The following is a 14,048-nucleotide window of genomic DNA, read 5'->3' on the forward strand; positions in this document are numbered from 1 at the left end:
CGCGCATGGGACGCCGAGCATGGGTGGTCGCGTGCACGACGTCCGCAGTCGCGGCCGGGTTGATCGCGGGGACGGCGCATGCGCAGGCCGGCGTGCGGACCCAGCCGATCGGGCAACACTGCTGGGGGCCGAGCCCACACATCCTCGACATCCCGTTCTATGGCGGTGCGAGTGTCCGGACCGACGCCCGCCGGCCCGGGGTGTTCGCTGTGTGGGGCCACAGTGCGTCGCTGAGCTCCTACCCGGTTGACACCTGGGTCACCATCACCCACTTACCCACGGGACATACGGAAACCTTCCATCGCCGCTGGTCGGCGCGCCTCGCCGATCGCCCCGGCTATCGCATCGACAACCTGCACGCCAGCGGGCCGCTGACGATCCGGATCCGGTCGGTGACCCACGGGCCGGTCCCGCTACCGGCGCTGACGTGCAGTGGTTCGGCGGTCGCCTGAGCCTGTGGGGGAGCGCGCCCGGGTGTCGGACTGCGCCGGTACTCTCGTCACGTGGCTCTGTATCGCACCTATCGCCCGGCTTCCTTCGCCGACGTCGTGGGCCAGGAGCACGTCACCGATCCGTTGAGTCGTGCGCTCGACGGGGGACGTATCAACCATGCCTACCTCTTCTCCGGCCCGCGCGGGTGCGGTAAGACGTCGTCGGCGCGCATCCTCGCCCGCTCGCTCAACTGCGTGCACGGACCCACGTCGACACCGTGCGGGGAGTGCGATTCCTGTGTGGCGTTGGCCCCAGGTGGCCCCGGCAATCTGGATGTGATCGAGCTCGACGCCGCCAGTCACGGCGGCGTCGACGACACGCGCGAGCTCCGGGATCGCGCCTTCTACGCGCCCTCGGAGTCGCGGTATCGCGTGTTCATCGTCGACGAGGCGCACATGGTCACCAACGCGGGATTCAACGCGTTGCTCAAGATCGTCGAAGAACCGCCGGAACATCTGATCTTCGTGTTCGCGACCACCGAACCGGAGAAGGTGCTCCCCACCATCCGGTCGCGCACACACCACTATCCGTTCCGGCTGCTCGCACCGCCGGTGATGCGCAACCTGCTGGAAAAGATCTGTGCCAGTGAGAATGTGGTGGTCGCCCAGGATGTGTATCCGCTCGTCATCCGCGCTGGTGGCGGCTCACCGCGTGACTCGCTGAGCATCCTCGACCAGTTGCTCGCCGGCGCGGGTGACGAAGGTGTGACCTACGAGCGGGCGCTGGCTCTGCTGGGTGTCACCGACATCGCGCTGATCGACGAGGCCATCGACGCGCTCGCCGACGCGAATGGTGCGGCGTTGTTCGGCACGGTGGAGAAGGTTGTCGACGCCGGCCACGACCCGCGTCGATTCGCCGTCGACCTGCTCGAACGGTTGCGTGATCTGATTCTGCTGCAAGCTGTTCCGGATGCGGCCGAGCGCGGACTGGTCGAGGCGCCCGGTGACCAACTCGCCCGGATGCAGCGTCAGATCGAGGTACTCGGCCCGGCATCGCTGACCCGGTTCGCCGAGACGGCGCATGCCGCGCTCGGGGAGATGCGAGGTACGACGTCGCCACGTCTGCTGCTCGAGGTCATGTGTGCGCGGATGCTGCTGCCCGCCGCGTCCAGCGCGGACACGGCACTGCTGCAGCGCCTCGAACGTCTGGAATCGGGGGTGGTAGCGACGGGTGGCAGTGCCACGCCGACAACCCCTTCCGGCGGAACGTCGGCGTCGGCCGCGCCGACCGATGCCGAGTCGGCGCCCAAGTATGTGCGGCCCTCGCAGCGTAAGGCCGCCGAGGAGGCAGCGGCAGCGCGCGCCGCGCATGAGGACACCTCGCCAGCAGCTTCGGCCACCGATGATCCGCCTGCGCTGACGCCCGAGACGCTGGTTGCCGACGATTCGCCACCGGCGGCAGAACCCGCGCCGACTGAACCCGTGAGGGCGGAGCCGTCGGCCGCCACGCAGACCCCGGAACCGGTGGATCCGTTGTCCCCGGAACCGGTTGCGCCGCAGGTGCAGAGCCCGCTGTCGGGCGCGCCGGACGTGTCCGTGCCGACCGCGCCCGATACGGCGCGCGCCGAACCGACACCACCAGCGCCGGAATCGACGTCGGCGACCCCGACGCCGCCCGCGCGCCCGGTTCCCACTCCGCCCAACCCGACATCCCCGCGTCCGCCGGCACGGACTGCGACGCAGTCGGAGGCGCGGCCGCAGGCGACGTCATCGGCCGACGACGACATTCCATTGCCCGACGAACCGACCGACGACGACATGGCCCCGCCACCGGACTTCGACGAGCCGGTACCTGCGGCCGCCGACGAGCCTGCGCAAGAGCAGGATTCTGGGTTGACCGTCGCCGATGTCGAGGCCCGCTGGTCGGATATCCGGGCCGCCGCCCGCGGTATCACGCCGGTGCTGGAGGTGATGCTGTCGGGTGCGTCGATCGCCGGTGTGGACGGCACCACCGTGGTGTTCGGCCACGCCACCGAGATGCTCGTCGGGCGGCTGAGCAACGAACACGCGGGCAACCTGCGGGCGGCCGTGCAGCAGGTGTTCGGGCCGTCGGCCGACGCGCGATGTGTGCACTCGACCGGACAACCGGCCGCTCAGGCCGCGGTGCAGCGCGGCCGGGCCGACCGGTCGGCGGCACAGGCCGCGCCGAAACGACCGACCTATTCACGGCCGAGTCGTGGGCGAGATCAGACGGCATCGCCGGCCGCAACCCCGGAGCCGGCACCAGAGCCCGAGGAGCCTGAGCCGCCACGGGCGGATGAGGAACTGACCGACGCCGAACGTGACGAGATGGTCGCTGACGCCCGCACCGGTTCGCCGGAACGGCGCCTCGACCCCGACCAGGTCGCGCTGGAACTGCTCAAGTCCGAACTCGGTGCGCGGCCGTTGGAATGACCACGGATCCGTAGTACGAACCGGCGAAAAAAACGCGGTTCGTACTACGAAGTCGAGGTCAGGCGTCCCACCAGGGGCGCAGTGGAAGATCGTTGCCGCCCTTGTCGTCGAGTTTGGTGGCCAGGACATGGTGCAGTTGGACGATGTCGCGTTCGAAGCCGATGCGGCAACCGGCCATATACAGACCCCATAGGCGCGCGGTGCCCTCGCCGACCTCCTCGACAGCCTCATCCCAGTGCTCGACGAGGTTGCGGTTCCAGTCACGCAGCGTCATGGCGTAGTGGTCGCGGAAGTTCTCCTCGTGCACCACTTCCATGCCGCCGATGTCCTGCAGCTTGGAGATGATCTTGCCCGAGCCGGTCAGCTCGCCGTCGGGGAACACGTAGCGATCGATGAACGACCCTGCGCGGCCGCGTTTGTGGTTGTCGGGCCGTGTGATGCAGTGGTTGAGCAGCATGCCGCCGACACGCAGACGGTCCCGGATGAACGAGAAGTACGCCGGGTAGTTCGCGACACCGATGTGCTCGGTCAGCCCGATCGACGAGACTGCGTCGAAGCCGGTCTCCGTGACGTCGCGATAGTCGCTGTGGCGCACCTCGGCGAACTCGGTGAGACCTTCGTCGACGATGGCCTTCTGCGCCCATTCGGCCTGTTCGGCCGACAGCGTCGCACCGATCACATGTACCCCGCGGCGTGCGGCGTAACGGACCATTCCGCCCCAGCCGCAACCGATGTCGAGCAGCCGGTCACCCGGCTTGAGACGCAGCTTGTCGAAGATCAGCCGATACTTGTTCTCCTGCGCGGTCTCCAGGGTCGCTTCGAGCTCCGGGTACACCGCGCAGGTGTAGGTCATCGAGGGTCCGAGTACCCACTCGTAGAAGGTGTTCGACACATCGTAGTGATAGTGGATGACCTCGGCGTCGCGGGTTCGGCTGTGCCGCAGGCCCTCGGTGAACCGCCGCCACCGGGGCAGTGCTTCCTGCGGCGGCGGAGCGATCGGCTTGAAGTGTTCGATACCCAGCGACCGCGCGACGTGCGCCAGGGTCAACGGGGACGGACGCACGAAATTGAGGTCCGAGGCCAACGCGCGCAACGCGCCGTACGGATCGCCCGGGTGGGCGCCGGTGAGTTCGAGGTCGCCGGAGATGTAGGCGCGGGCGAGTCCGAGGTCACCGGGCGCGGTGACCAGATATGTGGTGCCGCGCGATGTGGCGAGGTGCAGGCCGAATTCGGCATCTTCCGGGCCCGCCGAGCTGCCGTCGTAGGCGGTGATCCGGACGGTGAGCCTACCGCCCATCAGGGCCTCGAAGATCTGCGCCAATGTCATCTTGCCCGCCGCGGGCGCCGCGCCGTTGTGCAGCGAACTGTCCTTGAATGTGGTCATTGTCGTTTCACCGCTTTCGCATACAGGTCGAGCAGACGGCCCTGCGGGTCGTACCGCTTCTTGAGTAACCGATAGTTCTCACCGCCATAGAGCTCATCGAACTCGTCCGGCGCATAGAAGGACTCCGAATACAGCGATTTGTGACCATCGAGATCGGCCACCGTGCGTTCGATCAACTTGTTGGTGTGCCCCGGGTCGCCCGGGGTCACCGGTACCGCAGACCAGAAGCCGGCGTTGACGTAGGTACGTCGCGGCTCGAGGGGATACAGCGGCCACGGTCGGGTGGCATCGCTGTTGGGAAGGGCGGGCTCACGCAACCTCAACGGGCACAACCAGATCGGCTCGATTGGCACGTTCTGCAGAAACCATTCGAGGTAGGCGGTGGTGTTCTCGATCGGCACCTCGATGTCCTGAACCACACGCTCGCTGGGCGGCTCGCCCTTGCGGGCGTTGAGCTTGTCACCGATGTTGTAGCGGTGGTCGAGGGCGATCAACTTCCAGTAGAAGCTGCTGCGCAACAACTTCTTCGGCCAGAGACGGCGGATGCGCGGGTTCTGCGCACCGAAGGCGCGCGAGCACCAGAACCAGTCGGTGTCCCAGCGCCACAGGTAGTCGTGGATGGTCATCCGGTCGCGGGTCACGCCGCTCGGGTGCTGGATGGACCGATAGAAGATGTTCATTCCGGTGTAGTCGCTAACCGGCCCGGGTTCATCGGTTTGGCGGCCGAGAGTCAGATAGCTTTCCTCGGCGGTGAACACGACCCCGTCGAGGTAATCGACCCGCTCGCCGTCGTAGGAGCCGTCGACGACGACCTGCGCCATCGTCTCCTGGAGGTCGGTGAGTCGACCGAAACGGACATGTCGCAGCGCCACATACGGCGCAACCTCTTCCAGTTCGATCCGAAGCCGGACCGAGTAACCGAGCGTGCCATAGGAATTGGGGAACCCGAAGAACAGATCGGCATGCTCGTTGGTGGGGGTGGCGGTGATGATCTCGCCTCCGCCGGTGAGGATGTCGATCTCGAGGACCGATTCGTGCGGCAATCCGTTGCGGAACGAGGTGCTCTCGATGCCCAACCCGGTGACCGCGCCGCCCAGGGTGATGGTCTTGAGTTGTGGCACCACCTTGGGGGCCAAGCCGTACGGCAGGGTCGCGGCGACCAGATTCTCGTAGGTGCACATGCCCGCGACGTCGGCGGTCTTGGCGGCCTTGTCCACCGAGATCACGCGGTCCAGACCCGACACGTCCAGCCCGGGGTGCGGATTCTCGGCGCGTTTGCGAAACAGGTTCGACGTCTTCTTCGCCAGGCGCACTGTGGCGCCCGGCGGAATCGCGCGATAGCTCGTCAGAAGGGTCGCAACACCCTCGTCGAATGCCTGCGCCCCCATCTCCAACCGGTCCGAGCTCACTTGGATAGCCTAGGACGTGAGTTTGCCCCCCGCCAATCAGTTCGAAGGAGAACACGCCGTGGGTCAGGTTTCCGCAACGCAAACGCTCGACATCGCCGCCGCCCCCGATGTGGTGATGGCCGCGCTGGCCGACTACAACGAAGTGCGCCCGGCAATCCTGCCCACGAACTACCGCGACTATCAGGTGCTCAGCGGTGGGAACGGCGACGGCACCGTGGTGCATTGGATTCTGCAGGCCACCGAGAAGCGCCAGCGCGACGTGAAGGCGACCGTGAATGTGGTGCCGGACACGGTGACCGAGAACGACGAGAACTCGTCGATGGTGACGACCTACGTGGTGGCGAAGTCGGGATCCGGGAGCCGTGTCACCACCACCACGACGTGGACCGGCGCCGGCGGCATCGGCGGCTTCTTCGAGAAGACGTTCGCGCCGAAGGGGCTGAACAAGATCCAGGCCGAGCTGCTCGGCAATCTCAAGAAGCGTCTCGAGAGCTGACCCGCCGCCGCCGACGACGACCCGTTCCGCCGCTGTCGGCGCGGGACGGGGTCGACGCGACCCGGGTGGTGCTACGGCTCGGCCCGGCTCACACAGTCGCCGACTGTCTGCTGGCGACGCCGTCGCTTGGTGGTCTGACCATCGATGATCTGGCTGATCGGGCGGCGCGTGGTGAGATCGTCGACGCCGACGGCCGCCGCGTCGGCCTAGACGATCCGGCCCGGATGAACACCTCGGTGTACCTGTACCGGGATCTGCCCGACGAGACCTCGATCCCGTTCGACCTGCCGATCCTGTACCGCGACGACGCCATCGTCGTCGTCGACAAACCGCACTTCCTGGCCACCATGCCGCGCGGACGTCACGTGACGCAGACCGCGCTGGTTCGGCTGCGGCGCGAGCTCGGCTCGGACCTGGTGTCTCCTGCGCATCGGCTCGACCGGCTGACCGCCGGGGTGTTGCTGTTCACGCTGCGACCCGACGTGCGGTCGGCCTACCAGGCGTTATTCGCCGAACGTCGCGCCGACAAGGAGTACCGGGCGTTGGCGCCGGTCCGAGCCGACCTCATCGATCCGGTGACCATCAGCAACCGGATCGAGAAGACCGCGGGTGATCTGCGGGCGCGGGTTGTCGACGGTGAGGCCAACGCGTCGAGCACCATCGCTCTGCTCGACCAGACCGTGTCGGGCGGGATCTATCGTCTGCAGCCACACACCGGCCGGACCCACCAACTGCGAATGCACATGGCACAGCTCGGCGTCGGGATCGTCGGCGACCCCCTATATCCCGATATCCGTCCCGACCTGGCGGAACTGCCGGACCATGGAGACTTCACGCAACCGTTGCGGCTCGTCGCGCACTCGCTGGGCTTCGACGACCCGCTGACGGGGGAGCGTCGGGAGTTCGTGTCGGGGCGGTCGGTTGCCTGAGTGCGGTGGGCACTGTTCGCCGATCGAGTGACTGAGGCGGGGGCGCCTTGTCGGTGGTCGAGTAGCCGAGGCGGGGGCGCCTTGTCGGTGGTCGAGTAGCCGAGGAGCCTGCGACGAGGTGTATCGAGACCACGTCACCTGATCTCGATACGGTCTCGCCTGGCGGCTCGACCTACTCGATCAGCGAGATGTTGGCACCTACTCGACCAGCATCAAGGGCGCCCAGTCGACGGGAAACGGCGCCCAGTCGACGCGATAGCCTGAGCACATGGCCATCCAGGCGACCTACGAGCGCCACCCCGACCTCGGGTGCGAGGCCGTGGTGTTCATCGACGACGAGTCGATGGCGTGTTTCCAGATCCAGCGCGACCTGACCGGCGGGCCGCGGTCCGACGAGTACTGCGTGACGACCGGGGCCAGCGCGCCTGTCTACGGCGGCATCACCCAGTGGCGACGCGTCGACGACAGGTTCGAGTTCGCGCTGACCCGTCAGGCCGGCCGTCTCTTCGGTGACGAGGTGATCTCGTTCGTCGTCACTCCCGGCGACGGCGCGACGCTGGACGAACTCGCCGAGCACGTCGATCGGTTGCTGCGCTGAGACGGCGATACAGTTGAAGGCGTGACTCAACCTTTCGACCCCAGCGCACTCTTCGGCGGCGGTGAAGGCGGCGACAACCCGATGGCCGGCCTGCTCGCCCAGGCCCAGCAGATGCAGGAACAGCTCCTGTCCGCACAGAACGAGATCGCCGCGGCCGAGGTCACCGGATCGGCCGGCAACGGCCTGGTGACGGTCACCGGCAACGGCACCGGCGAGGTCACCGCGGTGAGTATCGACCCCAAGGTCGTCGACGCCGACGATGTGGAGACGTTGCAGGATCTCGTGCTCGGCGCGCTCGCCGACCTGTCGACAAAGCGTGAAGCCCTCGCGCAGGAGAAGATGGGACCGCTCGCCGGAGGCCTCGGCGGCGGCATTCCCGGCCTTGGCCAGTAGGCCGCCATGTACGAGGGACCGATCCAGGATCTGATCGACGAGCTGGCCAAACAGCCGGGTTTGGGACCCAAGGGTGCCCAGCGCATCGCTTTCCACCTGCTATCGGTGGAGAACAAGGAGATCGATCGCCTGATCGCGGCTCTCGCCCGGGTTCGCGATGACGTCACCTACTGCGCCGAATGTGGCAACGTCTCGGCCGACACGTTGTGCCGGATCTGTTCGGACGCCCGCCGCGACGCCACCAAGATCTGTGTCGTCGAGGAGCCCAAGGACGTGCACGCCATCGAACGGACCAAGGAGTTCGATGGCCGCTACCACGTACTCGGCGGTGCGCTCGACCCGCTGTCGGGCATTGGTCCCGACCAGCTGCGCATCCGTGAACTCCTCAAACGCCTCGCCACCCAGGAAGACGGAAACGACGTCACCGAGATCATCGTCGCCACCGATCCCAACACCGAGGGCGAGGCAACCGCGACGTACCTGCTGCGGATGCTCAAGGACTTCCCCGGACTGTCGGTGACCCGGTTGGCGTCGGGACTGCCGATGGGTGGTGACCTCGAGTTCGCCGACGAACTGACGCTGGGGCGGGCGTTGTCGGGCCGACGGGTGCTGGCCTAGGCGGACCGGCCGGGCTCTGCGGCGAGTGCAAGTCTGCTACAGATAGACCCGTGACCAGCCGGGGAAGCGTTCAGATCGGGCGCCTGTCTGCCATCGCTGTCGCGCTCGCAGTGGCGGTGGGTTCGATCGTGCTGCCGTCCGCCGATGCGGCACCCGCGCAGGAGTTGCGGTGGGGCCCGTGCCCCGCGATCCACGACGCATCCCCGGCGGCACGGTGTGCGACGGTGCAGGTGCCGCTCGACCACGCGATGCCGAGCGGTCCGACGATCGACATCATGATCAGCCGGCTCCCGGCGCGCGATCCGGGCCGTCGTCGTGGCGTGCTCATCGGCAACCCGGGCGGGCCCGGTTCCGACGCCATCGGGATGTTCTCCCGGCTCCCGGTGCCCGATGAGATGCGCGACGAGTGGGACCTGGTTGGCGTACAGCCACGCGGATTGCTCTCGTCGACGCCGCTGATGTGCACGCCGGTCTCCGACTCGCAGCGGCTGGCCTTGCTCACCGAGGGCGGGGCACTGCATCGCCGCCGCTGTGCGGCGTCGGCGCCCGCCTACCTACGCACCATCACCACCGAGAACACGGCCCGCGACATCGAGGTCGTGCGCCGCGTGCTCGGCGTATCGAAGGTGAGCCTGTACGGCATCTCCTATGGCACGCTGCTGATGTCGACGTACGCCACGCTGTTCGGGCAGCGCACCGACCGGCTGGTGCTCGACTCCGCGGTCAACCCGGCACTGGTCTGGAACGGGATTCCGGGTTCGCAGACGCAGGCGTTCAAGAGTCGGATGAACGAGATGTTGGTGTGGATCGCGAAGCACGACAACATCTATCACCTCGGGCGCACGCCGCTGGCGGTGTATCGGCAGTGGAGTGCGAAGATTGTCGCCGAGTCCGGCGTGCCACCGTCGCTCGCCGCGCCTCCGGCACAGGTCGGTGACGTTCCCACCGGATTGCGTGCGGTGGCGCAGCAGTATCTCGCCGGGGTGAACCTCACCGCCGAAGCCCGTGCGCGCGTGGAGAATCTCATTGCGACACTGACTGTTCCGGGTATGCAGTCGAATTCGTTGCTGCTCAGCATCACTCGCATCGCCGCCCCGGACCGCAACAAATGGCCGTTCGTGGCGATGCGGATCAACGGCCGCGCCCAACCGAAGGCCGAACCCGACCCGGAGGTCGTTGCCATCCTGACGAGTCTGCAGGACCTTCAGTCGGTGATCATGTGCAACGAGAACCAGATGCCGGCGCAGCCGCATCAGGTCCCCGCGTCGGTGTTCCTCAACGGTGTGGTGGCAGACGTCTTCGACGGGCCGGGTCTCTATTACCAGTCGGGGATGGCCTGTGCGGGTGCACCTGCTGTGACTACGCCGGTGGCGGTGACCAACAACCATCTCGCCGTGCAGCCACTGCAGCTGCAGGCGCGAGACGACCCGCAAACGCCCTACCGCGAGTCGTTGGCGATGCACCGGCTGATGGGCAGCCATCTGATCACCGTTGGTGGCGGCGACCACGCGCAGCTGGGGCGATCGCATCCACCGCTCGATCGTGCGATCGTCGAGTACCTGCGCACTGGTACGACCACGGTGACCGAGGTCCCGGAACCGCCGATCACCGCGTCGCTGACCACGCCGCCGACCACCGGGATCGGGAGACTGTGATGATGTCGGACGTCGTCCGCGGACTCGACGATCTCGCGGCGGAAATGGACTCGGGCATCGTGGCCATCGACGGCCCGTCCGGATCGGGGAAGTCGACGGTGGCCGACGCGCTGGTGGCGCGCCTGCGTCAGCGCGGCACCGGAGTGCAGCTGATCCGCACCGACGACTTCGCCACCTGGGACAATCCCGTCGCCTGGTGGCCTGAGTTGGAAACCGACCTCCTGCAGGCGTTCATCCGGCGACACGATTACCACTATCGGCCGCGGGTGTGGCGGGACGGCGTGGCCAAGCCTGGGCGGCTGGTGTGGTTGCGGTGGGAACCGCTGCTCATCATCGAGGGGGTGTCGTCGGCGCGTCGGCGCATCGCCCCGCGTCTGACCCACTCCCTGTGGCTCGACGGTGGATCTGCGGCGGAACGGCTCGAACGGGCGGTCGCACGCGATGGTGAAGAGTCACGGCCCTTGTTGCAGCGGTGGCAGCAGTTCGAGCGGGGCTGGTTCGCCGTCGACGGAACCCGGCAGCGGTCTCGTGTGCTTGACTGATCGACCGCCGGCGTTAGGGTGAGCCATGGCCGGCTATTCGACGATGGCGGGGCTCGACGCCGACGTCGTCGAGTGCCGTGCCTGTCCGCGTCTGGTCGAGTGGCGTGAGCAGGTCGCGAGGGACAAACGGGCCGCGTTCGCCGACCAGACCTATTGGGGCCGGCCGGTGCCTGGTTTCGGGCCCGCCGATGCACGCGTGGTGATCCTGGGTTTGGCGCCGGCAGCCCACGGGGGTAATCGGACCGGCCGGATGTTCACCGGTGATCAGAGCGGTGACGTGCTGTTCCGGGCGCTGTACGACGTGGGCTTGGCGAGTCAGCCGACCGCGGTGTCCGTCGACGACGGCATGCAGCTGTACGGGGTGCGGATGACCGCACCGGTGCATTGCGCGCCGCCGCAGAACAAACCGACCGTCGCCGAACGGGACCGATGCGCGACGTGGCTCGACGCGGAACTCGCGTTGCTGGAGCCCACCCTGCGTTCGGTGGTGGTGCTCGGTGCGTTCGGGTGGCAGGCGGGTCTGCGGGCGTTCGCCGACCTGGGCTGGAGCGTCGACCGACCGAAACCCAAGTTCGGCCACGGCGCCCGAACGACCATCCGCCGCGGCGAGGCCGAGCTGACCATCTTCGGCAGTTACCACGTGAGTCAGCACAACACTTTCACCGGCCGGCTCACCCCGGCGATGTTGGCCGATGTACTGACCGCGGCCGCTGAACACGCCGGGCTGTCACCGAAGCGGCCGCGTCGTGACTGACGAGTAGTCTGCGATGGGCGGTGACAACGAGGTCAGCCGCAGATCGGGGGTCGACTCATGAAGAAGGTGCTCGCCCGATGGTTGGGCCGTCACCCGGACTCCCGCTGCCGCTGCGGCCACGCCCGTGACGCGCACACCCACTATCGGTCCGGTACCGACTGCGCCAAGTGCGGTCCGACGGTGTGCGCGCGGTTTCGGCCTGACCGATCGGTGCGGTGAGTCGTCGCCGGTGGGTGCCGCGCACGGAATAGTGGTGGCCGCAGGCTCCGGGTCTCCTCAGCTCAGCAAGCGGTAATGAACGGGCTTTCCTGGCGAAGGTGAACTCAGCCGCGCCGCCCGACGGCGAGCCGTTCCTTGCGGAGCCGCTCGACCTCGGGAAGGTCCAGCGGCGCCAGCGAATCGGTACCGAGGGCACGCGCCAGCAGATGGTCGGCGAGTTCGGGGTTACGCGCGAGCGCCGGACCGTGCATGTAGGTGCCGATCACCGATCCTTGCACCACACCCTCGGTGCCGTCGCCAACGCCGTTGCCGACCCCGTGCCGCACGCGGGCCAACGGCCGCGCGTCGTCGCCGAGAGTGCTTCCGCCGCGGTGGTTCTCGAAGCCACTCAGTGGTGCGGTCAACCCGTCGACAACCGGATCGGTGACGAGTTCGCCAATGCTGCGGCTCTCCTGCGGCGAGGTGGTGAGGTCGAATAGCGAGATCCCGTCGACGCGTTCACCCGCAGACGTCTCGTACCAGTGGCCCAGCACCTGGATCGCCGCGCAGATCGCCAAGACCGGCCGGCCCGCGTCCGCGGCACGCTGCAACCCGGGAAAACGGGTGAGGTGGCGGGTGGCCAGACGCTGCGCGTAGTCCTCGGCGCCACCCAGGGTGTAGACGTCCAGCGAGTCGGGTACCTCGTCATCGAGGGTGATCTGGATGATCTCGGCATCGATTCCGCGCATGCGCGCGCGCTGCCGGAGCACGAGCGCGTTGCCGCCATCTCCGTAGGTACCCATCACATCGGGCAGGACGAGGCCGATCCGCAATGTGGATTCGCTCATGACCCCGCCCCCTTCAGGTCGGCGCCGCGGGCGCGCTCGGCGCGCTCCAGGGCGGTGCCGAGATCGCGGAACGCAGTGTAGTTGGCGAGTACCTCCACTCGGCCCGGCGGACAGGAGGCGATCGCCTTCATCGGATCGGGAACGGTGGTGTGCTCGGCGCCCGCGTAGAGCAGCCGGACGGACAGGTCGGCCGCACGCTCGCCGGCGGCGACCACCTGCATCGTCTCGAACGCCTCGAACCGCACATCCCACAGCCAGGAGAGGTCCTCACCGTCGGGGACCTGCCCGTTGACCGCGATCACCAGACCATCGGCGTCCTGGTCGATCATCGACAACGCTTCCTGCCAGCCCGCCGGATTCTTGGCCAGCAGCGTGCGCACCGAGTGGTTGCCGACCTGATGAATGCCGTAGCGCCCGGCGACCTCCCCGACCGTGCCCACCGCCGCGACCGCCTTCGCCGGGTCGGCGCCCATCGCCACCGCTGCGGCCACCGCCTGGGCAGCGTTGCCCCGGTTCGCGCGACCGGGCACCGACAGCGTCATCGGGGCGGTGAATCCGCCGGGGCCATAGAGGTTCTCGTCGTCGAACCACCAGTCGGGGGTGGGGCGGCGGAAGTTCTCGTCACCGCTCGAGCGCCAGTCGTCGCCCGATCTGATGATGGGTTCGCCGGTGCGCGGGCAGCTCACCGAGTCACCCACCCAGCCGGCGCCCGCGGCCACCCACACGACATCGGTGGCGTCGAACGCGGCCGAGGTGACCAGCACATCGTCGCAGTTGGCGACGATCGTCATCGCCGGATGTCGGGAGATGCCTTCGCGAAGTCGGCGTTCGATCATGTTGATCTCGCCGACCCGGTCGAGTTGATCGCGCGACAGGTTCAGCAGCACCAACACCTCCGGGTCGACAGCATCGCTGACACCCGGCACATGCAACTCGTCGACCTCGAGAGCGCAGATCGTCGCGGGACGATGCAGCGTGAGGGTGGCGATGATGCCGGCGTCCATGTTGGCGCCGTCGGCCTGGGTGGCCACGTCGCCGAGTTCGGACAGGGCCGCCGCCGTCATCCGCGTCGTCGTCGACTTACCGTTCGTGCCGGTCACCAGCGCAGAGCGCTTGCCGGCGGCCAGGCGGCTCATGATGTTCGGATCGATCTTCGCGGCGACCAGACCACCGATCATCGACCCCTTACCGCGACCTGCGGTTCGCGACGCCCAGCGGGCCGCCGACGCGGCTGCCAGCGCCAGGTTGGTGCGCATCGGGACTCTGGTGCGGTCGGACATGGCACGAGTCTGACACAAGCGCCCGTCGACAGGTCGCCCGTGCGGCGCCGGTACGCTCA

General features: G+C 67.7%; 14 protein-coding genes. 10 read left to right on the forward strand and 4 right to left on the reverse strand.

The window, feature by feature from the left end:
* Positions 1-5: 5 nt before the first annotated feature.
* Positions 6-452, forward strand: coding sequence for a hypothetical protein (locus tag OSB52_RS21095; RefSeq protein WP_235721692.1), 447 nt, complete (start codon positions 6-8; stop codon positions 450-452).
* A gap of 51 nt (positions 453-503) precedes the next feature.
* Entirely contained in the window at positions 504-2,885 is a 2,382-nt protein-coding gene (locus tag OSB52_RS21100; protein ID WP_266063411.1) for a DNA polymerase III subunit gamma and tau, read from the forward strand.
* Between the two features lie 58 nt (positions 2,886-2,943).
* Here the strand turns inward: OSB52_RS21100 and OSB52_RS21105 are convergent, their stop codons facing one another.
* Complete coding sequence (locus tag OSB52_RS21105; protein ID WP_235721694.1) at positions 2,944-4,269, reverse strand: class I SAM-dependent methyltransferase; 1,326 nt, start codon at positions 4,267-4,269, stop codon at positions 2,944-2,946.
* On the reverse strand, positions 4,266-5,657 hold the full coding sequence (locus OSB52_RS21110) for an FAD-binding oxidoreductase (protein WP_266063435.1): 1,392 nt from the start codon (positions 5,655-5,657) through the stop codon (positions 4,266-4,268). Before OSB52_RS21110 ends, OSB52_RS21105 begins: the two co-directional genes overlap by 4 nt.
* Before the next feature lie 79 nt (positions 5,658-5,736).
* On the opposite strand from OSB52_RS21110, the gene OSB52_RS21115 reads away from it, so the two are divergent.
* The 8 genes from OSB52_RS21115 (at position 5,737) to OSB52_RS21150 (ending at position 11,663) form a co-directional block, all read left to right on the forward strand.
* Positions 5,737-6,174, forward strand: coding sequence for an SRPBCC family protein (locus tag OSB52_RS21115; RefSeq protein WP_266063412.1), 438 nt, complete (start codon positions 5,737-5,739; stop codon positions 6,172-6,174).
* A gap of 65 nt (positions 6,175-6,239) precedes the next feature.
* Positions 6,240-7,103 carry a pseudouridine synthase gene (locus tag OSB52_RS21120; RefSeq protein ID WP_266063413.1) on the forward strand — a complete coding sequence of 288 codons (864 nt, stop codon included), beginning with the start codon at positions 6,240-6,242 and terminating at the stop codon, positions 7,101-7,103.
* A 268-nt stretch (positions 7,104-7,371) separates the two neighbouring features.
* The gene (locus OSB52_RS21125; RefSeq protein WP_266063414.1) at positions 7,372-7,701 is read left to right on the forward strand and encodes a hypothetical protein; all 330 of its coding nucleotides are present in this window, start codon (positions 7,372-7,374) and stop codon (positions 7,699-7,701) included.
* A gap of 21 nt (positions 7,702-7,722) precedes the next feature.
* A complete protein-coding gene (locus tag OSB52_RS21130) occupies positions 7,723-8,094 on the forward strand; it encodes a YbaB/EbfC family nucleoid-associated protein (RefSeq protein ID WP_235721698.1) in 372 nt (123 codons plus the stop codon).
* A 6-nt stretch (positions 8,095-8,100) separates the two neighbouring features.
* Positions 8,101-8,712: a recombination mediator RecR gene (gene recR / locus OSB52_RS21135; RefSeq protein WP_235721699.1), complete on the forward strand. Its 612-nt coding sequence runs from the start codon at positions 8,101-8,103 to the stop codon at positions 8,710-8,712.
* 50 nt (positions 8,713-8,762) lie between these two features.
* The gene (locus tag OSB52_RS21140) at positions 8,763-10,367 is read left to right on the forward strand and encodes an alpha/beta fold hydrolase (protein ID WP_266063415.1); all 1,605 of its coding nucleotides are present in this window, start codon (positions 8,763-8,765) and stop codon (positions 10,365-10,367) included.
* A complete protein-coding gene (locus OSB52_RS21145) occupies positions 10,367-10,909 on the forward strand; it encodes a uridine kinase family protein (RefSeq protein ID WP_235721701.1) in 543 nt (180 codons plus the stop codon). Before OSB52_RS21140 ends, OSB52_RS21145 begins: the two co-directional genes overlap by 1 nt.
* Positions 10,910-10,934: 25 nt before the next feature.
* On the forward strand, positions 10,935-11,663 hold the full coding sequence (locus OSB52_RS21150; protein WP_266063416.1) for a uracil-DNA glycosylase: 729 nt from the start codon (positions 10,935-10,937) through the stop codon (positions 11,661-11,663).
* Positions 11,664-11,986: 323 nt separating this feature from the next.
* Here OSB52_RS21150 and OSB52_RS21155 read toward each other — a convergent pair whose 3' ends face one another.
* Together OSB52_RS21155 and OSB52_RS21160 are read right to left on the reverse strand one after the other, a co-directional pair.
* Positions 11,987-12,709 (reverse strand): type 1 glutamine amidotransferase, encoded by a 723-nt coding sequence (locus OSB52_RS21155; RefSeq protein WP_266063417.1) that lies wholly within the window; start codon positions 12,707-12,709, stop codon positions 11,987-11,989.
* Positions 12,706-13,989 carry a MurT ligase domain-containing protein gene (locus tag OSB52_RS21160; protein WP_266063418.1) on the reverse strand — a complete coding sequence of 428 codons (1,284 nt, stop codon included), beginning with the start codon at positions 13,987-13,989 and terminating at the stop codon, positions 12,706-12,708. The genes OSB52_RS21155 and OSB52_RS21160 overlap by 4 nt, the downstream gene beginning before the upstream one ends.
* Between the last annotated feature and the right edge of the window lie 59 nt (positions 13,990-14,048).

Source organism: Gordonia aquimaris, assembly GCF_026262595.1.
Taxonomy (GTDB): Bacteria; Actinomycetota; Actinomycetes; order Mycobacteriales; family Mycobacteriaceae; genus Gordonia; species Gordonia tangerina.